The organism is Pontibacter sp. FD36 (genome assembly GCF_015686655.1).
GTDB lineage: Bacteria > Bacteroidota > Bacteroidia > Cytophagales > Hymenobacteraceae > Pontibacter.
Genome location: NZ_JADPMP010000003.1, coordinates 35,776 through 60,372 on the forward strand (window position 1 = coordinate 35,776; position 24,597 = coordinate 60,372).

Genomic DNA, 24,597 nt, shown 5'->3' on the forward strand with positions numbered 1-24,597 from the left:
GCTTACTGATCTTCCTGCCAGGCAGTAGCTGCAATGATGTTGGTGCCTTTCCAATGCAAAGTATAGCCTGCCGTGTGCGGGGCGAGGCTGAACTGTGGGTGCAGGTCGAGTTCCTGGCGAATTTGGGCTGCTGTTACCTGAAGTGGAGCCGGTTTAAACCCATTGCGTGTCAGGCGGTGCTGCCAGGCATCCAGTCGTTCGTGGCGCTCTACGCGGTCATTTCCTTCAAAAGCTACCACATTGAGGATCTCCCTGCCAAAAAACTCCTGCTCAATCACACGGCGCTCCGGCATATTGGCCGGTAACAGCGTATCCAGCACATCAAACACAGTATGGTAGTGACGCAGCGACTCACGCAGGCGTGGAAGGAAGTCGAGGCGGTTATGCTCTGAGTCAGGCTCTGTCAGGGTGAGCAACTGCGGACGTAATGCACGTATCTGTTGCAGTACGCGATCACGTTGGTCAGGTATAGCCACCAGTTCATCGGCGAGGTGGTGTAGGGTGAGTGCCGCGTTCACGATCAGGTTATGCGAAGCGTCAATCTCAAGCGACTGCAGATCAAAGTCCTCGAGGCGGGTAGCCACATAGGTATAGCTGAAGTCCAGGCCGAGCCGCTCGGCGTGCGCAGCCAGACGTGCACCTGTTGCCTGCAGTTTATAAGCCGGATCAGGGTTGCTGTGGTCCGGTATGTCGATGCCTGTGAGATGCAAAGCTGGACGCTCGCCCGGCAAAGCTGCCAGCTGTTCCATCAGGTGAAACCACTGCAAGCCGCTGCCTATACCTAAGTCGAGCAGGTATACCGATGACTTACCAGCAATAGCAGAAAGTATAGAGTGATTGGCAAAGCGGTGCCCGAATGTAACTAGCGGCGTAGCTGTCACCAGCACATTGAAGGCTGCGATCATGTCCATCTCCCCAAAGTTAGAGGCGTACAGGTTGCCTGACGCTTTCGTTGTGCTTTGCTGACAACGCAATGCCAGGGCCCGTGCAAATGCCTGCACAATGCGGCCTTCTGCACCAGTCTGCTCAGCAGCTCTGTTCAATAAGTCGTGTGCATTAACTACGGCCTCTTCAGGCTGGTCCTGAACCTGGTAGCCCAGGTCGAGCACCTGTGCTAATAGCGGTTGTGTGGCGTATACGCGGGAAGGATGTAGTAATTCTTGTAGCATTTGCAGGAGGTATAGCTGATGTTCGTCAGGCCCGATAGTCAGGCGCAGGGTATGGTGGTCGGCGCGACGCACTAGGATGTTGTTGGCAAGCAGGTAGCTGTGTATGTCATCGGCACTGTAACCACCGGCATCCAGCAGCAGAAAATTGCTCTGTGATGGCCAGAACTGTACGCCTATCTTTTGCAGCGCCTGCTCCAGCTTGGTTTTGCCGGCCTGTGTGGCCTCTAGGGTCATGTGCAGGAAGTTCTCGTCGTCCAAAGCAGCCAGTGCGGCAACCTGTGCCAGCTGGTTTACATTGTAGGGTTGTTTTACTTCGTGTACCTGCTCAATCAGGTGCCGCTGCGCGATCATGTACCCGATGCGGACGGAGGCTAGTCCGTAGGCCTTGGAGAAGGTGCGTAGCACCACCAGGTTTGGGTAGCGGGAGAGCATCGACACGGCATCAGCACAGTCAGGAGCTGTAACATATTCTATGTAAGCCTCATCTACCACAACGGTAACATGTGCAGGGATCCGGTCGAGTACCTCCTCCAACTCAGCGGATGTGAGATAAGTGCCGGTTGGGTTGTTGGGGTTGCAGATGAAACAGAGCCGTGTAGAGGGGCGCAGCTGACGCATAAAAGCCTGCATGTCAATCCGGAAAGCACTTGTAAGTGGGATTTCGGTGCAGGGGATGCGCAGTGCACGGGCTTCCTGGCAATACAGTGGGTAGGAGGGTGTGAAAGTCAGCACTTCTCCATCTTTGTCGTAACCGCAAAAGCGGCGCACGAGCAGCGAAATCAACTCCGCCGAGCCGCTGCCTACTGTGATCTCATCTGCCTGTACTCCCAGTTTCTTAGAAAGCGCGTGTCGCAGGTCGGCTGCATCGGGTGTTGGGTAGCCATGGATGCTGGTGAGGGCCTGTTGCATGGCGGCCAGTACCTGCGGAGATGATCCAAACAAGTTTTCGTTCGTTGCAGCTTGATAAGGGAGGCGTTTCTGTTCCATAGCAGGTTGTAGCGGCATAAGATTTTGCATTGCAATATAGCAATTCAAAAATGTATATTATATTTTAAATGATGGTTAAGCATAAAAAAATGATAACAAAGTGAAATTATGAAAAAGTGCTTTCCAAGAGCTGATAACTAATTGTCTGAAAACGTTGTATATACAATTATTGCAAGCGTTATTGCATCCTATCTTAGATATTTTCGATATGAAGTTAGAACATGAATTAAAGATGCCAAACTTCAGGAGCCCTTATCAGAGAGCTTCTCTGAATCTGATGTTCACGGGTGAGTGGATGATGGCACGGGTCGACAGTCTGCTCAAGCCCTATGACATTTCTTCGCAGCAGTACAATGTCCTGCGCATCCTCCGGGGGCAGCAGGGCAAGCCGATTAACCTCTTTGCCATACAGGAGCGAATGCTGAACCGCATGAGCAATGCTACCCGCCTGGTTGAAAAACTGCGTCTTAAGGGGCTGGTTACCCGTGAGCTTTGCGAGCAAAACAGACGTAAGGTGGAGATCGCCATCACAGACAAAGGGATGGAATTGCTCGATAAGCTAGACCCACTGATGAAGCAGCTCGAAGAAGACACTTTTAAGAGCCTGTCGGCAGAAGAAGCACAACACCTGAGCGACACACTGGACCGGGTGAGAGAATAATTCCGGCAACACGTTTGTATTGCTTAACTTCTGGCAGAGCCTGTCGTTTAAATGTCAGTATGACAAACGAATAGCTATGGAACAGGAACAAACCACTTTGTTGAAAGATTATACAATGGAAGAGAAGGGCGCCTACCTGGCTGCGCTTGCTTCGGTTGCTTCCGCAGATGGACACGCCTCTGAAGAAGAACTGGAATTTTTGAGGGTGCTAAGTGAGGCAGCCGAGATGCCGGAGAACGTGGAGGAGGAGGTGATCTCAATTGCTAAAAATCCTTCACAGATCAGCGTGCAGCGGGTGCTCGATGTGCTTAAAAAGAGCGAACTGCGCTTCTCTTTCATCACTGATATCATCAGCTTTGCTAAAGCTGATGGCGAATATACCCATGAGGAGCAGAAGCGGATACAGGAGATGGCCGATTACCTGGGCGTAGACCAAAAGCAGTACAGTGTGCTGGAACAATTTGTGAACAAGGCCGATGAGGCCCAGCAGCACGGGGAGGATCCGAGTTCTCAGGCATTTATGAACAAGAACGGTTTTGGAGACATGTTTAAGAACGTTGGTATCTCCCCACAAATGGTACAAGGTATACTAGGCATAGCAGCGCCGCTTGTTCTGGCCCGCATGATGGGCGGCGGCAGACGCCGCGGTGGAATGGGCGGCGGTCTGCTGGGAGGACTGCTTGGTGGCATGATGATGGGCCGGGGCGGGCTGATGGGGGGCGGTCGACGCTCGAACAGCGGCTTAGGTTCCATGGCCTCCGTGCTGGGAGGCCTTAACGGTCGCAACCGCTACGGCAGCATGGGCTCCGGCGGACTGGGAGGCCTGCTTGGAGGTCTGCTCGGGGGAAACAAACGGGGCAGCGGCACAAGCTGGTAGGTATAGCGGTGTATTTTCATGATCTTCAAAACAGCTGTATCTGAAAGGAAAGGAGCTGGTGGCAATTCTGCCACCAGCTCCTTTCTATTTGGACATGCCTTAATCTGCTATGATATATTTTGTAGTTTTAGCGAGCAAATCTGAAACGCATCAGTCACTATGATAAAAAGTAATTTTCTATACCTGGCATTGGCTTTGAGCCTGGGTTTTTCTGCCTGTCAGCAGCCACCACAGCAACCTGCAGCAACTGCTCAAACACAAACCACCGAAGCGAAAGTATATTATCCTGGCAAAGGCGATAACTGGGAAAAGAAACAACCAGAGCAGGTAGGTATGGACGCTGCTGCATTGCAGGAAGCTGTAGAGTGGGCCAAACAACAGGAAACTACCCAAATGCCCAAGGACTTCTCTACACAAGAGGAGATCTTCGGCAAAATGCTCGGGCCTATACCTGACGACCGGGCCAGTACCAACGGCATCATCCTGAAGAACGGCTACATCGTGGCGGAGTGGGGGGAGACCGATCGGGTGGATCCGACTTACAGCGTCCCCAAAAGCGTGCTCTCCACCATACTAGGTATAACAATTGACCGGGGTATGATCAAAAGTATACAAGACCCGGTGGCGAATTATGTGCAGGACGGCGGCTATGACTCAGAGCAGAACCAGAAGGTAACTTGGGAGCACCATGTGCGCCAAACCAGCGAGTGGGAAGGTGAACTGTGGGGCAAAAAGCATGACTTTGTGGGCAAGGAGGAATATGGCCGAGGTGAACGCAAACCACGCGAGCTGCAGGAACCGGGTACTTACTACGAGTACAACGACGTGCGCATCAATCGCTTTGCTTTGTCCTTGCTTCGTTTGTGGAAAAAGCCGCTGCCAGAAGTATTCAAAGATGAAGTGATGGACCCGATTGGCGCCTCTAACACGTGGCAGTATGTGCCTTACCGCAATTCCTATGTAGAGATAGACGGCAAGCGCATGCCATCAGTGAGCGGTGGTACCCGCTGGGGAGGTGGCCTCTGGATCAGCGCCCGCGACGAAGCCCGCTTCGGCTACCTGTTCCTGCGCAATGGCCGCTGGAAAGACAAGCAGATCGTGTCGGAAGGATGGGTGAAAGAAGCAACCACTCAACGCGGACCTGTAGGTCCTGACTACGGCTACCTGTGGTGGTTGAACACCGAAGGCAAGGCCTGGCCAAGTGCGCCAACTACCAGCTATGCTGCTTTAGGTGCCGGGCAGAATACGATTTGGGTAGATCCCGAGCATGACATTGTGATCGTGTGGCGCTGGCACAATGGCAATCCGGATGAGTTGATCAAGCGTGTGCTGGCAGCGGTGAAGAAGTAGTATTGCGTGAGCGTCCACGCTCGTGTCTACTATGGTGGGGCCTCCGGCCCCTTTTTTATTCTATTATTAAAATTCTAGAATCGCTTCAAATGGCTTCGCTGGAAGGTCCACTCGGGAGTGAAAAGCGGGCCGCTGAAGTTGCTACTGTACCAAGGACTAATACCTGGATTTATGGGATTCTTCAGGATTTGTATCTCCTGCGCCGGCATATAGCTTTGCGCTAACAGGAAAAGCTTTTCTCCGGTTTTGTCATTAGTAACCATATCCATCACGATCACAGCATGACCGGGACTTCCTCCTTTGATGAATACATCTCCGATCTGTAGATCATCCATCGAAACGGCTTTCATTTCTTTCTCGAGCGATATGGTACCGGCATAGGTAAAGACTATCTGCAGGTAATCTTTGAAAGAGGTATAGGAAGTTGATGCAGCTGCTTTTTTGATCCAAGTGCAATCATTTCCCTTCACCTGTACCCGATACCCTTGCCGCCACTTGCTATATTCAGCCCGGAAACCGCTTGTGAAATTGAAGTGAATGGCATCATAACGTTTCTGTTCAAACAAGTATTCCGCCCGCAAACGCATCACCGCATCAGCGCATTGTTGCAGATCTCGCTTGCCCACATCAATGTCGAGCACCGCATCATAGATATTGTCGTTGGGTTTAACCGCCCCGTTGTAATAATATACCTGTGCGCCATGTGGTTTGAGACTGAAGTTTTGGAGATAAGCGCCAAAGCTGTTTTCTACTTGCGTGGCTCTGGTGAATCCTTTTGGTGGTAAAAACCTCTCTGCTACTGTCTTGCCTTTAGGGTTTACTAATACTTCGGTTTCGACTATACTCTCCGGAATTTCATCTGTCACTTGCTCTGCTTTGGAACCGCAGGCTGTGAGTATAAAGAAGAGAAAGCTGTACAGGTATAACGACATCTGGCTGCAATTTAGTTTTGAACTAAATTAATAGTTTAATTTGGATTTGCAAGCAGTTGATGTTGTTTGGTTTAGCTGATGTACAGAGAAAACATGGATGCTATCCAAAGGGGCCAGAGGCCCCACCATAGTAGACACGAGTGTGGACGCTCGCGCCATGCGTGTACCTTGCATAAACAAAACGAGCCGACTCAGTTGAGTCGGCTCGTTCTTTATCAGGATATACCTTTGGATCTTAGTGACGGCAAGTGCAGTGCTCGCCGGCTATACCTTCTGTGCGGGTGTCAGTACCTTCATGCCAGTCGAAAGCGGCCGCATACTTGTTGTTCTCCCACCAAAATTTGCCCGGCTTGCGGTCGTAGTTACCTATTTCGTTCATAGTGGCAGCATCATACAGACGACCGTTTACCATGGTGTAGCGCACGTGTTCCGAGTTCTGGATGTTCTCCAGTGGGTTCTGGTCCAGCACGATCAGGTCGGCTAGTTTGCCAGTTTCCAGTGAGCCAATCTCTTTGCCCATACCCAGGTACTCCGCACCATTTAGAGTGGCGGCACGCAGGGCTTCCAGGTTAGTCATACCGCCTTGCTGCAGCATCCATAGCTCCCAGTGCGCACCGAGGCCTTGCAACTGACCGTGGGCACCAAGGTTCACTTTTACACCGGCATCGGTCAGCGCCTTGCAGGCTTCGGATGTTTTGAAGTAACCGTTGCGGTATTCTTCGTCCGGCACCTGCATCACGAAGCGTGAGCGACCGTCGATCACCGAGCGTGGTGTGAACTTCAGGAGTCTTTCCTTCTCCCATACCTTGGTGTTCTGGTACCAGTAGTATTCGCCGCTGGTTGCACCGTAGTTCACGATCAGGGTAGGGGTATAGCCCGTGTTCGAAGCTTTCCATACTTCCACCACGTCTTTGTAAAGTGGCGCGATCGGGATGTTGTGCTCAATGCCAGAGTGACCGTCGAGAATCATGCTCATGTTGTGGAAGAAAGTCGAGCCGCCTTCCGGTACCACGGTCATGTCGAGTTCGCGGGCCGCCTGAATGATCTGCTGGCGCTGCTCACGGCGTGGCTGGTTGTAGCTCTTCACCGAGAAACCACCGGCAGCCTGAATGCGGCGCAGGTGCGAACGGGCATCGTCTAGGCTGTTCACCACAGCTTTAAAGTTGCCATCAGCTCCGTATAGGATCGTACCAGTTGAGTAGATTCTAGGACCCACCATGTGGCCGGCCTTCACGGCTTCTGACTGGCTAAATACCATCTCAGTAGTAGAAGAAGGGTCGTGCGTGGTCGTAACACCGTAAGCTAGGTTGGCCAGGTACGACCACTGCTGTTTCGGGCTCATGCCGTTACGGAACGTACCGAGGTGTGCGTGTACATCTACTATACCTGGCATGATGGTCTTGCTACTGGCGTCGATCACTTTGGCGTCTTTCGGCACAGCTATACCTTTGCCAACCGACACAATGCGGTTGCCATCTACTACAATCGTACCGCCTTCAATCACTTCATCGCCCTTCATGGTGATGATACGGGCATTGGTGAAGGCCACTTTGCCTTGCGGAGCATCTGTCTTGAACTCCAACCCAATTTTTATACCTGTCGTGTCGATGGCAGGCAGTTTCTCAGGGGCACCCTCCAGGAAAGCAAAGCGATCTTTCAGGTCGTTCGAGAAGTACTCGTCACCCAGTACCCAGTTCACTTTCTTGCTGTCGCCTGACCAGTGCACACTCGTACCGGCGTCTTTAGTGAAGCGGGCAACAGGCACTGCTTTAGTCTCTGCGCTCAGTTCCATACCGGCACCATTGGCCGAGAAAGGTACCACGTAGCCGTTGAACAGCTCCACAAAAGCCAGCCATTTGTTGTCCGGACTAGGGTAGAACTGGTCGGTGTAGGTAGAGGTATAATGCGTACGCTCCTCTTTCCCGTTCAGGTCCACGCTCTTGAAGGTATACTTACCACCTCCACCAGACGTGAAGAAAATGCGGTCAGATGTGGCGTTGAACAGCGGGTTGAAGCCATTTTTCATGATCAGCGTCGGATTTTTGCCTTCTGCAGTCATGTAGTAGGTGCCACGTTCATTGCCGTGTGCATAGCCCATGTGGTTGTTGCCTCCGTCTTTGCTGTACACGATAAGTTTACCGTTCGGTGAGAAAGAGGCGTTTGTGTAGAAACCTTTCTCAGCAGTCAGCTTAACTGGCTTCGCGTTCTTCTTGCGGATGTCCACTTTCACCAGTGCACCCAGGTTCTCGTCATCCCAGGTAGAGAACACGAGCGTCTTGCCATCAGGCGAGAAAGTCGGGTAGAATTCGAAATCCTTGCTGTTGGTGATGCGCTCTGGCTTACCGTTTGGCAACTCCTTCTTGTAGATATGGCCTGCAGCGTTAAACACGAGGAGCTTTCCGTCAGGCGAAGTCACAGCATGGCGAATGGCCTTGGCAGTAAACTGCGCTGGTGAAACGCCCTCTTTGCTGAAGTCGTGGCGCACAGCTTCGGCGATGTGGTGCGTAGCAGTTGCTTCGAAGGGAATGTTGGTTACCTTTTGGCTGGCTACGTCAATCTTGTTGATCTTGCCACCTGCCCAGAATACCAGGCTCTTGTTATCAGGCGTCCAGGCAAAGTTCGGATATACCCCGAAGATGGCCCAGGCTTCCTGCTGGTCGTTGCTCAGTTGATCGTAGATCGGCCACTGCTCACCTGTTTTCAGGTCGTGGATGAAGAGCACCGACTTGGTACGCACGCGGCGCACAAAAGCCAGCTGCTTGCCATCGCGGGAGATCACCGGACGAACCGAGCCACCGTTGCCGGTCACCACGTTCTCGATCTCACCTGTGTTACGGTCCACGCGGCGAATCACATAGATCTGGCTGTTCGGGTCTTTGTTATACTCGAATGTTGTGCCGCCGCTCATGTCTTCGGAGAAATACACATACTTGCCATCCGGCGAAACCATCGGCTCACCCGCATCCTGCTGGTCGTTTTTACGCTTGGTCAGCTGCACACCGGCACCACCTGCTCGATGGTACATCCACATTTCGCCGGCGCCCAGCGAACGGGAGGCCGTGAAGTGCTTGCGAGCGATCAGGTACTCACCGTCTGGCGTCCAAACGGCGTTGTTCAGCAAGCGGAAATTTTCTTTGGTGATCTGTTTGGCGTCAGAACCATCGCGCTTCATCACCCAGATGTTATCGCCACCACCTGCGTCGGATGTGAAAGAGATGAACTTGCCATCGGGACTGAAACGCGGCTGCACCTCGTAGGCACGGCCGCTGCGGAGCAACTTAGCCTTACCACCAGACATTGGCATAATGTAGATATCGCCGAGCATGTCGAACACGATCTCCTTGCCGTCCGGACTCACGTCCACGCTCATCCAGGTGCCTTCGTCGGTTGTTACAGTGATTTCTTTTTGAGGACCGCGGGCTTCTTCCACGTTCCACTTATTGTCTTTTTTGTCCTGCGCCGTGGCTGTGCCCAATGGTAAGGCAAGCGCCGCCGCCAGGAACATACTCAGATAGGTATGCTTCTTCATGACAGGGTGTAAGTCGATTAGATTAGTTTAGATTCTCAAATTTAATGATTTGAGGGGAGAAATCAGAAAAGGTTTAAACTGGGTGGCAGGATTGGGAATGTTGGGGGCCTTCCGACCTCACAGTGTCTTCCAGACCTGTGAGTGTCTTGCTGGCTTCAGTGGTATAGCTTTTATGAACTATAAAAGGAATCTGTAGAGACCAGTCGTGACCTGTCCATATGATGGCTTGGGCTGAAGAACAGAGCGCACTCTGTATAAACTGCGAATATTGGGAAACTAGAATGGCTGAATAAGACTAGTTTTAATAAAAAGCTAAGATGCTTATTTTGCCCTTATCGTCTATGTGCACCTGAAAATGGATTTGAGAATTTACAGCCTTGCCCATAAAACGGGCGGGTTCCCATTGCCTGGAGGCTTTGAGGGCCTGTAACAGGTCGTTCTGTAAAGCATTCCGGTCTTCCAGCGGTGACCATGTGAAAGCCTGCACATCATACATTTGATGGTGCTCCAATTTTGCTTGTCGGTCAGGTATAAACAATTGTGTGATATTGCCCAGCGAATCAATGCGTGCTATAAAGTTCTCAAAGCTGAACCGGCCAGCTAATCCATATTTCTTACTGTCGATGTGCGCTAACAAGCTTGCTAACTGCATTTTTGGAGAGGGACCTATATATCCAATAGTTCTAATGGCCCTAAGTGCGGAACCATCAAAAAGAATATTTCTGTAATCAATCGCATGGCCCGATTGCAGGATTTCCAATTCCTGTTCAGGTATAGCTTCAAGTGATTTTACTGGTTTTGAATTAGAACCGTGATGGCCAAAAGTTAAAACACCATCGTGTTCGTAGGTGTATATCAACCAGTTCTGTCCCAATGCAACACCATAATCGCAGGAGCTATACCTGCCAGTTATTTCACCACCCGAATTAAAAGTGTAGGAAAGCGTTACTGGTAGGGAAGTTTCCTGTTTAAAGTGCTTCGCGATAGTGAATGAAACGTTATAAGTAAGAGAGTCCTTGGCGTATACCTTGGAGGTTGCCTGGCCCCAGAACACGTATTTTGCTTTTAGAAATTCTAAGGCAACGGGAGGTGGGTCTGCATCGCAAGCAAAAGTCGTGAATGGCGCCAGGAAAATGAAAATTAGCAGTAGCCGTATCATTTCTCGTGATTTAGATCTAGGTTAAATCTGCGATTACTCCACCTCAAACTCCCTCGGCAAGTCAAAGCTCAGCGGCTTATTACGGCTGTGTATCTGCTCCAGAAAGCTGTCGAGCTCGTCTTTGTACTCCAGGTGATAGTCTTGGTGCAGGTTCTTGCGAATAAGCTGGATCGTGCGCTGCAACAGACGGGCAGTGGCGGTATAAAAAGCTTTGTAGTAGCTGTCGAACTGGCCCGTGAAATTGTCAAAGATCAGGCGCAGCAGGTATAGGTGTAGGTCTGTTTCCAGCTTTACGTCCTTGGTGATACGTTTGAAACGGGCGATTTCCTTGGCAGACTTGCGCAGCGACTTAGTTAAGGCACGGCCGAGGTAACGACCAGTGGTACCAATCATCAGTTCGTGGATTTTTTCAACGGTCTGCTCATAGGCCTCTTCCGGCGTGAGTTCGCCCAGCTCAATTGCCAGTAAGTCATAAAGCTCCCCGTCACGTCTGGCGGCTTTTAAAATAATCGCTTCCTTTTCTTTGTCGCTCAGCTGCTTAACAGCTTTTTTAAAACCAGTGGAGACGGTAGGCATAGATTTCTAGGCAAAATATGAATAAGCCAGAACGGTAAGGCTTTGCTATAGTTGCAACCGCAACGGCTATACCTGTAAAACTAGGCAAAATTGACTTGCTGTTCAAGATAGGGTGACGGGAAAACAATTTGGCTATACCTTGTTTAAAAATTATAATATTATCTAGAGAGGGTAACTCAATCCTGTAAATTCTTTTTAATCCTAAAAATCCTGATTCAGACAGAATAATATCCGCCTCCACAGGAATTATGCCCGACTCTGGATTGTTTTAACCTATACCTTTTTTGGATAGTCGGAGCTGGACGGGAAGTGCTGTTTTATAGTTGCTTCTGTTTCCGTAGCTCCGTAAAAATTCGTAATTTTGCACTATGAATATTGAGACAGAAATTTTACATCAGGACGATGTCGCTTTGCTCGAAGAGAGCACCGATCTGCGCAACCTGATTGTGTATAACGACGACGTGAACACATTTGACCACGTGATCGCTACCTTGATCAAGGTATGTGGTCACTCGGCGGAACAGGCGGAGCAATGCACGCTGCTGATCCACTACAAAGGCAAGTGCACCGTGAAGGTAGGGTCTTACGAAGAATTGGCAGGTATGTGCACCGCCCTGCACGACAAAGACTTGTCGGCCAACATCGAGTAGCGGGAGGTTGAATGGAATTTCCGTCTAAATTGATTGAAAACGCCGTTGAGGAGTTGGCGAAACTCCCGGGCGTAGGGCGCAAGACTGCCCTGCGATTGGCGCTGCACATGCTCAAAGAGGAGTCTGAGGAGACCTTTCTGCTGGCTGAGGCGCTCGTGAAAATGCGCACCGAGGTGAAGCATTGCAAGGAATGCCACAACATATCCGATACAGAGGTGTGCGGTATTTGCCTAAATCCGTTACGCGACCGCAGCCTATTGTGCGTCGTGAGCGACATCCGGGATGTGATCGCGATCGAGAACACTTCGCAGTTCAAGGGACTGTACCATGTGCTGGGTGGGGTGATCTCGCCGATTGAAGGCGTGGGCCCGTCGGACCTGCACATTGACTCTCTGCTGGAGCGCCTGCCGAACTCTGAAGTAAAAGAGATTCTGCTGGCCATCAGCCCGACCATGGAAGGCGACACGACTGCTTTTTATCTGACCCGCAAACTTCGTGACCACAATGTGCGCATTACTACCATCGCCCGTGGTGTGCCGGTAGGGGGCGAGTTGGAGTATACCGATGAAATTACCCTGGGACGCAGCATTGTGGAGCGTACGTCCTATGGTAAGAATTAAAACTCGCGGCTTGTAATAGCTGGAAAAGGACATGCGGACAGCATGTCCTTTTTGTTTTTGGTGAGGTATAGGTCTGGTAGGCAGTTGTTCCAGGGCCAGAGGCCCCACCATAGTAGACACGAGTGAGGACGCTCGCGCCATACCTTAGAACCCTCCCTATAATCCCAGCCCCTTATCACTGGTTTTCTCTTGCATTATATTAACTTTGGAGCTTAATTCAGAATAAGCATGCAGAACACAGCATTGAACATACTTTCAGACAGAATCATGGCCCTGTCGGAGTCGCAGACCATCGCGATGGCTAAAAAAGGCCGTGAACTTGCCGCACAAGGTCATGATATCATTAACCTAAGCTTCGGAGAGCCGGACTTCCAAACGCCGCAATACATCAAAGATGCGGCGAAAGAGGCGATTGACGAGGGATTTACCTTTTATACCCCGGTACCGGGCTTCCCGGCCTTGCGCCAGGCCATAGCCGATAAGTTTAAGCGCGACAACAACCTGGACTATGGTCCTGAGAACATCGTGGTGTCGACCGGTGCCAAGCAGTCCATTGCCAATGCCGTGATGTGTCTGGTGAATCCGGGGGATGAGGTGATCATTTTCTCCCCTTACTGGGTATCCTATGAAGAGATCGTGAAACTGGCCGAAGGGACGCCGGTGCCGCTGCAGGGCCGTTTGGAGAATGACTTCAAAGTAACACCGGAGCAACTTGAGAACGCCATCACGTCCAATACCAAGGTGGTCATGTACTCTTCGCCTTGCAACCCGACTGGTTCGGTGTTTGACGAGGAGGAACTGCTGGCAATTGCCAAGGTGCTGGAGAAGCATCCGCAGGTATACATCATCGCCGACGAGATCTATGAGTACATCAATTTCGGCGGTAAGCACGCCAGCATGGCCAGCTTCGACTTCATCAAAGACCGCGTGATCACCGTGAACGGCTTTTCGAAAGGCTATGCCATGACCGGTTGGCGTGTGGGCTATATCGCCGCGCACAAAGACATTGCCACTGCCTGCGAGAAAATGCAAAGCCAGATCACATCCGGTACTTGCTCTATCGCCCAAAAAGCGGCTCATGCAGCGCTATTAGGTGGAAACGAATCAGCTTTGGAAATGCGTGATGCGTACCGTCGCCGTCGTGATCTCGTGCTGGACATCATGCAGGATATACCCGGCTTCAAGACCAACGTGCCAACCGGCGCATTTTATATTTTCCCGGATGTGAGCTACTATTTCGGAAAGAGCTGCAATGGCAACATCATCAGCAGTGCGCTCGACCTGAGCCTATACCTGCTCACTGATGCGCATGTGGCGCTTGTGAGTGGAGAGGCCTTTGGGGCACCGCAGTGTATCCGATTCTCTTATGCTACATCCGACGATAAACTAATTGAGGCGCTCCGTCGCATTAAGGAGAGCCTCGCCAAATTGCAGTAATGAACCAGCATACCAATTTAGAAGATATTTTCAGTGCCTTCGATAGGCTGACCGTGCTCATCGTGGGCGACGTGATGATTGACTCATACCTGTGGGGCAAGTCGACACGCATTTCACCAGAAGCGCCTGTGCCGATCGTAAACGTGGTGAAGCGCGAGAAACGACTGGGCGGAGCGGCCAACGTGGCCTTGAATGTGCAAGCTATGGGCGCGACACCACTGCTTTGCTCCGTGATCGGCGACGACCCGGACGGCGGTGACTTTCTGCGCCTGATGGAAGAGCGCAACCTGTCTACAGAAGGTATCGTGCAGAGCCCAGAGCGGATAACCACTATCAAGCATCGTATCATTGCCGGTGCACAGCAACTGCTGCGCGTGGACGCTGAGATAGAGCATAACCTGGCCGACTACGAAGAGCGTCATCTGGAGGAGCACTACCTGAAGCTGCTCGACCGGGCCGATGTGGTCGTATTCGAAGACTATGACAAAGGTGTTTTCTCCGAACAGAATATTGCCCGTTTCATCCAACTGGCAAACGAGCGCGGTATACCGAGCGTGGTGGACCCAAAAAAGAAAAACTTCCTGAGCTACAAAGGCTGTACGCTGTTCAAGCCAAACCTGAAAGAGCTCAAAGAAGGTCTGAAAGTAGACTTCGCCGACGAGAACCTGCATGCTTTTGAAGAGGCCGTGGCCCAGTTACAGGAACGACTTTCGACCAGGCAAGTGCTCGTTACGCTTTCTGAGCGTGGCGTGTTTGTGGCCGACGGCAACGAAAAAACTTATATACCTGCCCATCGCCGTTCTATTTCGGATGTGTCGGGGGCCGGGGATACGGTGATCAGTATTGCGGCGCTGTGTATGGCACTGCGCACTTCGCTGCCATTTATGGCCGGCCTGAGTAACCTGGGCGGCGGACTGGTATGCGAACAGGTAGGGGTAGTGCCTGTCGACAGAAACCGCTTGTTCGAAGAAGCAAAAGAGAACAGGCTGTACGAAACACATGAACACCGAACAGCTTAACAGGCTACTATACGGCAGCAAACTGCGGGCATACATGCTGATGCGCCGCACTACCTATACGCTCACCATCGTAGCGATAGGCTTGCTGCTGTATGCCCACGGTGTTGTCACCAACCCTGAAACCATTCAGCTCATTTTCTACGCCATCGACGCCATCCTTGGAGTCTTTGTCGTGATATACCTGCTGCGCATCCTCTATGGATTTGAGCGGGTCAAGTTTCTGCGGCGAACATGGTTTGAGGGTGTCCTGATGGCCATCATTCTGGTCAACCATGTGGGTACTTACCTGTTCGATTTCCCTGTTATCTATAATATTTTTGAAGGCATAGGCATGCCGCTCTCGGTGGAGATCTACCGTGTGCTGGTCTCGCTTTACATGCTCTTGCTACTGGTGATTGAGTTGCTCGAAACAAGAGTGCACCTCAAAACCCTGCAGGTAAAGCCAGCTGTGACATTCCTAATGAGCTTTCTGACGCTCATCGCATTGGGCACAGCCATGTTCATGTTGCCCAAAATGACCAATGACCCGGACGGTATGCGCTTTGTCGATGCGCTCTTTATGGCGACGAGCGCTTCCTGTATCACCGGCCTGACGGTAGTAGACCCGGGTACTTATTTCACTTTTTCGGGTCAGGTTATTCTGCTTCTGCTGGTGCAACTGGGTGGTTTGGGTGTGATGACATTTGCTACCTTCTTTGCCACCCTGATGCGGCAAGGTATAGGTATAAAACAGCACGTGGCCATGTTTGAGATCATGGAAAGTGAATCTATCTCTTTCACAAAAGGCTTGCTCCGCAAACTGATCATCATGACGCTGTCCATTGAGGCCATCGGAACTGTGATCATCTTCGCAACCTGGGGCAATGAAGTAGAATTTGTAGGACTTGGGAGTAAGATCTTCTTCTCTGTGTTCCATGCCGTGTCTGGCTTTTGCAACGCCGGCTTCTCGCTGTTCCCGGAGGGGATGTATAGCAACCCTTTACAAAAAGCTTATGTGCTGCATCTGACCATCGCCACACTCGTGATATTGGGAGGTATTGGTTTTCCAACTATTCTGGATATTCTCTCGCCCAAAGCGATGCGTGCCCGCATGGCGGCGCCATGGCGCAACTGGAAAATGATGACGCGCGTGACAGTGTACTCATCGGCTGCCTTGCTTGCTTTCGGTACGGTCACCTTTTTTCTGTTAGAGTACTTTAACACGCTCTCACATCTTAGTTTCGTCGAGGCGCTTATTACTTCCTTTTTTCAATCCATGACTACCCGTTCCTCCGGGTTCAACACCGTGGATACCTCGGCCATTTCGGTCCCAGCCTTATTGATTATGATGATGCTGATGTTTATCGGTGCCTCGCCGGGCTCGATGGGCGGTGGTATAAAAACGACTACTTTTACAGTGATCATCCTGTCGGTCTGGACGACCATCGTGGGCAAGCGAAACATTGAAATCGGAAAACGAACCATTCCGCACTCGGTGTCTTACAAGGCTTTCGCTGTGTTTACCTTTGCGGTTGGCTTCAATATTTTGTTCCTGATCATTCTGTCTATATCTGATGCCCAGTTCGACATACTTCGACTGGCGTTCGAACAGGTGTCTGCCTTTGCCACAGTGGGGTTGAGTACAGGTATAACGGCCGGCCTTTCTGATGTAGGGAAAACAGTGATCATCCTGTCCATGTACATCGGGAGAGTAGGAACGCTTACGCTGGCGCTAGCTATCAGCACACGGGCTACTTCTACTGCTTACAAGTACCCGGATACACATTTGGCTATTGGTTAAGCTTGTGTTAGCTTTGAGACTTCAAATTCATTAAATGCGCACAGAAGAGCTAAACAGGCTGCTTTATGGGAGTAAGCTCAGAGCTTACGCCCTGATGCGGCGCACCACCTACCTGCTTACCCTTATTTCGGTGGGCTTGCTTATTTATGCGCATGGCATTGCACAGAAACCAGCGACAATACAGCTGCTCTTTAATGCGATTGATGCCATCCTGTCAATATTCGTAGTCATATACCTGCTGCGCATCCTCTATACCTTCGAGCGGAAGAAGTTCCTGAGGCGCACCTGGTTCGAAGGCCTGCTGATGGCTATCATCTTGATTAACGAGGTGAGCACCTACGGACTGGAGGAATCAGCGATCTATACCTTCTTCGAAAGCATCGACATACCACTTTCCGTGGAAGTGTACCGGGTGGTCGTGTCGCTGTTCATGCTGTTACTGCTAATCATTGAGTTGCTGGAAACCCGCGTGCACCTCAAAACACTTCAGTTTAAGCCAACAATCACATTTCTGCTCAGTTTCCTGTTTCTGATCCTGATAGGCGCAGGCTTGCTGATGATGCCTAACATGATTACCACACCAGGCAGTATGCGCTTCATCGACGCCCTCTTTATGGCAGCCAGTGCTTCTTGCGTGACAGGTCTGGCGGTAGTTGATCCGGGAACTTACTTTACTTTTTCGGGGCAGGTGGTGCTGCTAATGCTCGTGCAGTTAGGAGGTCTGGGTATTCTGACTTTCGCTACCTTCTTTGCCACGCTGATGCGACAGGGCGTAGGTATAAAACAGCACGTGGCCATGTACGAGATCATGGAAAGCGAATCACTGTTCTCCACTAAAAACCTGCTGCGCAAACTGGTGGTAATGACTTTCTCCATTGAGGCTATCGGGGCTGTTATCATCTTTATGACATGGGGACAGGAAGTACAATTCGAGAGCTTAGGCAGCAAGATTTTCTTTTCGGTTTTTCATGCCGTATCTGCCTTCTGTAATGCCGGACTGTCGCTTTTCCCCGAGGGCTTGTACACTGAGCCTGTACGGTTTTCCTATGTGATGCACCTGACCGTGGCGGGCTTAATTATTTTCGGTGGCATCGGCTTTCCAACCATCCTCGATGTGCTGTCGCCACAATCCATGCGGGCACGAATGGAAAGGCCTTGGCGAAACTGGCGCCTGCTTTCCCGAATCACCATTTTCACCTCTGCCGTCCTGATCGCTATGGGCACAGTGGGCTTTTTCCTGTTGGAGTACTACAACACACTGGCGCAGCTCAGTTTTGTGGAAGCCGTGATCGCATCATTTTTTCAGGCTGTGACTACCCGTACTGCTGGCTTCAATACCCTTGATATCTCGGCACTCACTGTGCCTACTCTGCTGATGTTTATCTTCCTGATGTTTATTGGCGCATCGCCGGGGTCTACTGGGGGAGGTATCAAAACAACCACTTTTGCGATTATTCTACTGTCGGTATGGGCTACCATTCGCGGCAAGCGAAACGTGGAAATCGGTAACCGGACTATACCGCATCTGGTGTCTTATAAGGCCTTTTCGGTTTTTACGTTTGCCGCCATGATCAACATCTTTTTCCTGTTCATCCTAACTATTACGGACTCTCAATTTGATATTTTCAGATTGGCCTTCGAGCAGGTGTCGGCCTTTGCTACCGTAGGCTTAAGTACAGGTATAACCGCTGGCCTTTCTGACACAGGCAAAGGCATTATCATTTTGTCGATGTTCATGGGTAGGGTCGGTACGCTGACCTTGGCTCTTGCTCTTAGTACCCGCGCCACCACTACTGCCTATAAGTATCCGGAGACGCATGTGCCGGTAGGGTAAAAGAGTTTGAGAGTTAGAGGTTTTGGGTTTTAAGACTTGAGGAATTTGAGGAAATCCAGGAATATTAATCATAACCTTATATTTACCACCAACCTAAATTATAAATAAAGAAGGTCCGCCAAATTTGGTGGACCTTCTTTATTTATAATACTCTGATGAGGTCGGTACTGACAGTTTGTATGCTTTACAGCTAATCTTCAACTCCTAAACTTTCTAACCTCTCACTCCGCTATACGCCTTCACCGTCTGGATAAAGCATTTTACTTTTTCCGGGTCGGTATCTGGGTATACACCATGGCCTAGATTGGCTATGTGGCGCTGCGGGCCGAATTCCTTCAGCATGTTAATGGTTTCACGCTCAATTGTCTCGAAGGAGCTATACAGCAAGCAAGGGTCCATGTTACCCTGCAGGGTCTTGTTCGGACCAACCTGTGCTCTGGAAGTTTTGATGTCCATGTTCCAGTCGAGGCCGATGGTTTCGCAGTTCAGTTTGCTAAAGTCCTCCAGGGCAAAGAAAGCGCCTTTGGCGAATACCGTTACCGGAACATCGTTGATGGCATTGCAGATCTCGCTAATGTATGGCAAAGAGAACTCGCGGTAATGTGCTGGGGTGAGTATACCTGCCCACGAGTCAAACACCTGAATCAGGTTGGCTCCGGCTTCTACCTGTGCTTTCAGGTATGCAATAGTGGTATCGGTGATCATGCGCAGCATCTGGTGTGCCAACTTCGGGTTGGTATACAGCAAGCCGCGTGCATGCGAGAATGTCTTGGAGCCGCTACCTTCTACCATATAAGCCAGAATAGTCCATGGCGCACCGGCAAAACCGATCAAGGGCACACGTCCGTTAAGAGCTCTTTTGGTCACCTTGATGGCTTCCAGCACATAACCCAGGTGCTCATGAGGGTCGGCTACACGGAGGCGGGCCAGGTCAGCTTCGGTACGTATGGTCTTAGGGAACCATGGTCCGCGTTTCTCCACCATTTCGTAGGTACAGCCCATCGCCTCCGGCACCACCAGGATGTCAGAGAAAATGATAGCAGCATCCACGTCGAGAATATCCACGGGTTGGATGGTCACTTCAGCGGCCAGATCCGGTGTTTCCACTAGTTCTTTGAATCCACTCAGGCTCTCGCGTACGGCTCTGTATTCAGGTAGGATGCGGCCAGCCTGGCGCATCAGCCACACCGGAGTACGTTCTACGGTTTCTCCTTTGGCGGCTCTTATAAGCAGGTCATTCTTCAATTGCATGGCACAAAGATACGTTAAAAATGCTGACTGTCGGAAGATGATTGTTATCATCATGCGGCAGGGCAAATGTCATATAAAGTTGGTGTACTCTGTGCGAGGTGATGGGGTTGGGGATTTTTGGTTGGTGTATTTAAAATATCTGTGTAGTCGTGCCTATGTGAAGAACAAGGCTTTTATACCTGTTACAATAAAGTTTACCCCGATTGACAGTACCAGGAAGCCCATAATGCGCGAGAGTGCTGACAAACCGGCTTTGCCCAAAAATTGCAGCAATTGGTGCGAGAAGATCAGAATCAGGTAGGCCACTACCGCCAAGGCGACAATAGCTGTTACGACTAGGCCCAAATCAGTTATTAGAAGTGCATCGGAGTATAGGCTGATGCTTACGGCAATGGCTCCCGGGCCCGACAGCATCGGCATGGCAAGTGGTGCAAAGGAAATGTCTTCTTTCTGCATACTCTCTTTCAGCACGCCTTTCGATACTTTTTTACCCCGGTGCGCTTTGCTGGAGAGTAATTCAAAACCAGCTTTCATGATCATCAGGCCGCCTGCAATGCGGATGTCGTGCAGCCGGATGCCGAAGAAATTGAGCACATACTGCCCCGCCAGAAAAAACACTCCCAGAATGAGTGCCATGTAAATGCAGGCCCGCAGCGCTTGCTGGTTGCGGTTGGAGGGGGTGTCGTCTTGCGTGAGGGTCAAAAAAACGGGCATAGCCCCGAAGGGATTTACCACACTAAATAAGGCCGAAAAGGTGGCCAGCATCATTTCCATAGCTTGGTCAGGTTGTTTTCTGATGCAAAGCTAGTATGGTGAAATTACGCCTGCGTTAACGCCGTATTGTATGATTGTTAAGTGTAAAGAATTCTTTTTTCTTGTGGGACAATGACTAAAGTTCAATTAAGGATGACGTTGTAGCTTCGAAATCCTGTCAATCTTTTAATCTTGTCAATCCTGAACTACGACAAAAACAGCGCATAAATGGCAGACACGATGAAGTTCACACCGATCGATAGCACAATAAAGCCCATGATGCGGGAGAGTGCCGACAGACCTGCCTTGCCCATGAAACGGGTAAGCTGCGTTGAGAAGCGCAGAATGACATAAGAGATCACAGCCAGCAAAATGATGCCGACCAGAATCAGGGTCATGTCCCAGAAGGAAAGGGAAGTCGTGAACAGGCCGATACTCACCGCAATGGCACCCGGGCCGGAGAGCATGGGCATGGCCAGCGGCGTGAAGGAAATATCCTCTTTGTGCTGCGCCTCTTCCACCACATCCGGCGACACCTTTTTGTTGCTGCCTCCCGGCGTGAGCAACTCAAAACCGGCCCGCATGATCATCAGACCACCCGCAATGCGCAGGTCGTGGATGCGGATGCCGAAGAAGTTGAGTACGTACTGCCCTGCCAGGAAAAATACGGCCAGTATACCTACCATGTACAGACAAGCTTTAAGCGCCTGTTGGTTACGTTGGGCAGGGGTATCATTTTGAGTAAGTGTCAGGAAGACCGGCATGGCTCCGAACGGGTTCACAACGGAGAAGAGAGCAGAAAGCGTGGCGAGAATAATTTCCATGGGAGCGATAAACGTAGAACCTCCAATATAGTTTTTAATCAATATAAAACCAAAGAACAGCGTTCTCCAGGTATAGAAATGCAATAGAAGGCAAGGCGATTAAAACTTAATCCTTAATTTTGGGTAGTCAACACCCTAAGCAACGATACTATGAAAGGAGAAGTAAAGCTCGGGATACTGGGCGGTGGACAGCTGGGCCGCATGCTCATTCAGGCCGGGCTCGATTTCAACATCTATACTCTGGTGCTCGACCCGGACGAAAACGCACCCTGCAAAGATGTGTGTCATGAGTTTTTCGTGGGCAGCTTCCGCGATTTCGACACGGTGTATGAGTTCGGCAAGAACTGCGACATTCTCACCATTGAGATCGAGCACGTGAATGCCGACGCACTGGAGAAACTGGAGCAGGAAGGCGTGAAGGTATACCCGGATGCACGCACCGTGCGCACTATACAAGACAAAGGTCTGCAGAAAGAGTTCTACAAGAAACACGCTATACCTACTGCTGATTTCAGAATCCTGAAAGATGCCGAAGAACTAAAAGCCAATACTGATTTTCTGCCTGCTTTCCAGAAGTTGCGCCGCGAGGGCTATGATGGCCGCGGCGTAACCCGACTGCAGAGCGAAGCCGATCTGAGCAAGGGCTTCACAGAGCCGTCAGTGCTGGAGAAGCTGGTGGATTTTGAGAAGGAAATTTCTGTCATTGTGGCCCGCAATGCCAACGGACAGGTAACGGCCTTCCCGGTGGTGGAGCTGAGTTTCCACCCGGAGCACAACCTGGTAGACTCACTTTTTGCACCTGCCAATGTGCCCTACAAACTGCAGCGACTAGCTATCGAAATCGCTACCCGCGTGATCGAGTCGTTTGACATGGTCGGTATACTGGCTGTGGAGATGTTCCTGACCAAGGACGGGCAGATACTGGTGAACGAGGTAGCACCCCGTCCGCATAACAGCGGGCACCATACCATCAAAGCCAACTATACCTCCCAATACGAACAGCACCTGCGTGCCATCCTCAACCTGCCGCTGGGCAGCACCGACATACAGAGTGCCGCTGTGATGCTGAACCTGTTGGGTGAGCCCGGTTATGACGGCGAGGCCAAATACGAAGGTCTGCAGGAAGCGCTGGCTGTGCCGGGCGTGTATATTCACCTCTATGGCAAAAAATATACCCGCGCCGCCCGCAAAATGGGACATATTACCGTGCTGGGTACCGACCTGCAGGAAGCGCAGCAGCGGGCTGAATCAATCCGTAACATCATCAAAGTAATCGCATAATATGGCTAATGAAACAAATACGCAGCCGCTGGTAGGCATTATCATGGGCAGCCAGTCTGACATGAAAGTAATGGAAGCAGCAGCTGAAATCCTCGAGAATCTGGGCGTACCTTTTGAGATCACGATCGTGTCGGCGCACCGCACGCCGCACCGCATGTTTGAGTACGCTGAGCAAGCACGCAAAAAAGGCCTGAAGGTAATTATTGCCGGTGCCGGTGGCGCAGCCCACCTGCCAGGGATGGTGGCCTCTATCACCACGCTGCCGGTAATCGGGGTGCCGGTGAAGTCAAGCAACTCTATTGACGGCTGGGACTCTGTGCTGTCTATCCTCCAAATGCCGGGTGGCGTGCCGGTGGCGACGGTAGCGCTTGATGGCGCCCTGAACGCAGGTATACTGGCTGCGCAAATCATTGGTACTTCCAATGCCGCAGTAGCTGACAAACTGGAAAAATATAAGGTGAGCCTGAAAGACAAGGTGATGCGATCAGTGGAGGAACTTCGCCGCGGCGACCGTGACCTGGACTAATGCAGGTATAGGTCTAACCATCACAACAAAGGCCCGCAGTTTTGAAACTGCGGGCCTTTGTGTTTATTCCAAGGTATAGCTGCCGTTTAAAGCAGCGTCTCTTTTGCTAGTCCTCAATCTAAAATTTATATCCTGCCATTAGGCTGAAGGTTTTGATACTGCTAGGCAGGCTTAGCAGCATGGAGATACCCTCGGTCGTCTCGTAGCGTGTCTCTAAAAACAAGGTCTTGGTCCTAACCGGATACACTATACCTACTCCGGCCACTGCACCGAACATATGACTCTTAAACTCGCTCCCGGGCAGCGCTTCTTTCTCTTCGGAATAACTGGTGGAGTGAAAGGAGCTATACCTGCTTTCTACCCTCTTTGAATGAACTGCATAAGAGTAAGACGGCCCTATATTGGCAAATGGCCTTATTCTTCCTTTGGGGAAGGTATAGCGGAGTTGCAAAGGGAGTTTAAGGTAGTTCAGATCAAAAAGCAGATCATAGGAAGTAGTGCGGCCTGTATTGTATTTACCCTCCACTTTGCCTTCGAAGCGATAAGGTGCATAGAGCAATTCCACGATCAGAGAGAGCTTTTCACTCATGGATGGATTGGCTACCTGCATGGCAATGCCTCCCCCTAATCCAAGCCCCGTGCTGCGGAAGTCCCCTCTCGCATAATAATGGCTCCCTGACACATGAAGCGACGGGAAAGAAAGTGCAACCACTGGTACAAGGGTTATCGAGGCTTTTTTAGGTTCATGTGTGAACTGTGTACTGCCGACGCACCGGTTATACTCTATGCCCACTTTTGCAAGCGAACTGTGCCTGAGCATAACATTCTCCAGGCGTTTCTCTGTAAGTGCCGGGCAGTCTGAAAAAGCAGATGCTATGACGCCGAGGTATGGTCTGTCCACTACGCGGTATTTCTTACCGGATTTTGGGTCAGTACGGGTATAAACCTGCTCTACCAATTCTACCAGGTTGGCTCCTTCTTTTGAAAGATAGAAGTGGTCGCGGTCGTTCCCATCCCGGTAGGTATAGATGCTGACTTTGCCTTTCACAAGGGCTTGCAAAAAAAGAAGCTGCTCAGCCACAGCTTCTGTGGCAGGTACTCTTTTCGACTCGTAGATCTTCTGCTCTCTGTCAAAGCCGTAGCCTTCCAACTGGTCAGGGGAGAATGCCTGCTCATTGGCGTTAGACGCTGGTTTGAATGTAGTCGTTTTGGAGCTGCGTACCGCTCCCCGGTAGTCGACGTACCCCCGAAGCGTGTCGCCATGCTGAACTATATAACCAGGACGGAAATCTGTTTGGGCAAAGGCCTGGCCAAAAAATAAACAAGTGATAAGGGTCAGATAAAAGTGCTTCATTCTAAGCTGTTTTAAGTTTGATAAACTT

At 50.8% G+C, this 24,597-nt stretch carries 20 protein-coding genes; 11 read left to right on the plus strand and 9 right to left on the minus strand.

The features are described 5' to 3' along the window. Positions 1-2: 2 nt before the first annotated feature. Entirely contained in the window at positions 3-2,156 is a 2,154-nt protein-coding gene (gene hisC, locus I0P70_RS04905) for a histidinol-phosphate transaminase (protein WP_230392007.1), read from the minus strand. A 208-nt stretch (positions 2,157-2,364) separates the two neighbouring features. Here hisC and I0P70_RS04910 point away from each other — a divergent pair, with 208 nt between their 5' ends. From I0P70_RS04910 to I0P70_RS04920, 3 genes are all read left to right on the plus strand, one after another. Next, positions 2,365-2,817, plus strand: coding sequence for a MarR family winged helix-turn-helix transcriptional regulator (locus tag I0P70_RS04910; RefSeq protein WP_196115069.1), 453 nt, complete (start codon positions 2,365-2,367; stop codon positions 2,815-2,817). Positions 2,818-2,893: 76 nt separating this feature from the next. After that, the gene (locus tag I0P70_RS04915) at positions 2,894-3,694 is read left to right on the plus strand and encodes a TerB family tellurite resistance protein (RefSeq protein WP_196115070.1); all 801 of its coding nucleotides are present in this window, start codon (positions 2,894-2,896) and stop codon (positions 3,692-3,694) included. 159 nt (positions 3,695-3,853) lie between these two features. Continuing rightward, positions 3,854-5,044 carry a serine hydrolase gene (locus I0P70_RS04920; RefSeq protein WP_196115071.1) on the plus strand — a complete coding sequence of 397 codons (1,191 nt, stop codon included), beginning with the start codon at positions 3,854-3,856 and terminating at the stop codon, positions 5,042-5,044. A 74-nt stretch (positions 5,045-5,118) separates the two neighbouring features. Here the strand turns inward: I0P70_RS04920 and I0P70_RS04925 are convergent, their stop codons facing one another. The 4 genes from I0P70_RS04925 to I0P70_RS04940 form a co-directional block, all read right to left on the minus strand. Beyond that, positions 5,119-5,976 carry a DUF4846 domain-containing protein gene (locus I0P70_RS04925; RefSeq protein WP_196115072.1) on the minus strand — a complete coding sequence of 286 codons (858 nt, stop codon included), beginning with the start codon at positions 5,974-5,976 and terminating at the stop codon, positions 5,119-5,121. A gap of 235 nt (positions 5,977-6,211) precedes the next feature. Then, a complete protein-coding gene (locus I0P70_RS04930) occupies positions 6,212-9,505 on the minus strand; it encodes an amidohydrolase family protein (protein ID WP_230392008.1) in 3,294 nt (1,097 codons plus the stop codon). Between the two features lie 301 nt (positions 9,506-9,806). Further along, positions 9,807-10,664 carry a hypothetical protein gene (locus I0P70_RS04935; protein ID WP_196115073.1) on the minus strand — a complete coding sequence of 286 codons (858 nt, stop codon included), beginning with the start codon at positions 10,662-10,664 and terminating at the stop codon, positions 9,807-9,809. A 33-nt stretch (positions 10,665-10,697) separates the two neighbouring features. Then, entirely contained in the window at positions 10,698-11,240 is a 543-nt protein-coding gene (locus I0P70_RS04940; protein WP_196115074.1) for a hypothetical protein, read from the minus strand. Positions 11,241-11,608: 368 nt separating this feature from the next. On the opposite strand from I0P70_RS04940, the gene I0P70_RS04945 reads away from it, so the two are divergent. From I0P70_RS04945 to I0P70_RS04970, 6 genes are all read left to right on the plus strand, one after another. Further along, positions 11,609-11,890: an ATP-dependent Clp protease adaptor ClpS gene (locus tag I0P70_RS04945; RefSeq protein ID WP_196115075.1), complete on the plus strand. Its 282-nt coding sequence runs from the start codon at positions 11,609-11,611 to the stop codon at positions 11,888-11,890. 11 nt (positions 11,891-11,901) lie between these two features. Next, positions 11,902-12,510 (plus strand): recombination mediator RecR, encoded by a 609-nt coding sequence (gene recR, locus I0P70_RS04950; RefSeq protein ID WP_101445725.1) that lies wholly within the window; start codon positions 11,902-11,904, stop codon positions 12,508-12,510. 228 nt (positions 12,511-12,738) lie between these two features. After that, the gene (locus I0P70_RS04955) at positions 12,739-13,947 is read left to right on the plus strand and encodes a pyridoxal phosphate-dependent aminotransferase (protein ID WP_196115076.1); all 1,209 of its coding nucleotides are present in this window, start codon (positions 12,739-12,741) and stop codon (positions 13,945-13,947) included. Next, complete coding sequence (locus I0P70_RS04960; RefSeq protein WP_196115078.1) at positions 13,947-14,966, plus strand: bifunctional heptose 7-phosphate kinase/heptose 1-phosphate adenyltransferase; 1,020 nt, start codon at positions 13,947-13,949, stop codon at positions 14,964-14,966. Before I0P70_RS04955 ends, I0P70_RS04960 begins: the two co-directional genes overlap by 1 nt. After that, entirely contained in the window at positions 14,947-16,746 is a 1,800-nt protein-coding gene (locus tag I0P70_RS04965; protein WP_196115080.1) for a TrkH family potassium uptake protein, read from the plus strand. Before I0P70_RS04960 ends, I0P70_RS04965 begins: the two co-directional genes overlap by 20 nt. 34 nt (positions 16,747-16,780) lie before the next feature. After that, the gene (locus I0P70_RS04970) at positions 16,781-18,580 is read left to right on the plus strand and encodes a TrkH family potassium uptake protein (RefSeq protein WP_196115082.1); all 1,800 of its coding nucleotides are present in this window, start codon (positions 16,781-16,783) and stop codon (positions 18,578-18,580) included. 213 nt (positions 18,581-18,793) lie between these two features. Here I0P70_RS04970 and hemE read toward each other — a convergent pair whose 3' ends face one another. From hemE to I0P70_RS04985, 3 genes are all read right to left on the minus strand, one after another. After that, the gene (gene hemE, locus I0P70_RS04975) at positions 18,794-19,831 is read right to left on the minus strand and encodes a uroporphyrinogen decarboxylase (protein ID WP_196115084.1); all 1,038 of its coding nucleotides are present in this window, start codon (positions 19,829-19,831) and stop codon (positions 18,794-18,796) included. 153 nt (positions 19,832-19,984) lie between these two features. Next, a complete protein-coding gene (locus I0P70_RS04980; protein WP_196115085.1) occupies positions 19,985-20,605 on the minus strand; it encodes a MarC family NAAT transporter in 621 nt (206 codons plus the stop codon). Positions 20,606-20,790: 185 nt separating this feature from the next. Beyond that, positions 20,791-21,408, minus strand: a complete 618-nt coding sequence (locus I0P70_RS04985) for a MarC family NAAT transporter (RefSeq protein WP_040575002.1) — start codon at positions 21,406-21,408, stop codon at positions 20,791-20,793. 150 nt (positions 21,409-21,558) lie between these two features. Between I0P70_RS04985 and I0P70_RS04990 the strand changes: the two genes are divergently transcribed. After that, positions 21,559-22,689 (plus strand): 5-(carboxyamino)imidazole ribonucleotide synthase, encoded by a 1,131-nt coding sequence (locus tag I0P70_RS04990; RefSeq protein ID WP_196115087.1) that lies wholly within the window; start codon positions 21,559-21,561, stop codon positions 22,687-22,689. Position 22,690: 1 nt separating this feature from the next. Beyond that, positions 22,691-23,215 carry a 5-(carboxyamino)imidazole ribonucleotide mutase gene (gene purE, locus I0P70_RS04995; protein WP_007660413.1) on the plus strand — a complete coding sequence of 175 codons (525 nt, stop codon included), beginning with the start codon at positions 22,691-22,693 and terminating at the stop codon, positions 23,213-23,215. Positions 23,216-23,333: 118 nt separating this feature from the next. On the opposite strand, the gene I0P70_RS05000 is transcribed toward purE, so the two are convergent. Further along, positions 23,334-24,569: a porin family protein gene (locus I0P70_RS05000; protein ID WP_196115089.1), complete on the minus strand. Its 1,236-nt coding sequence runs from the start codon at positions 24,567-24,569 to the stop codon at positions 23,334-23,336. Positions 24,570-24,597: the final 28 nt, after the last annotated feature.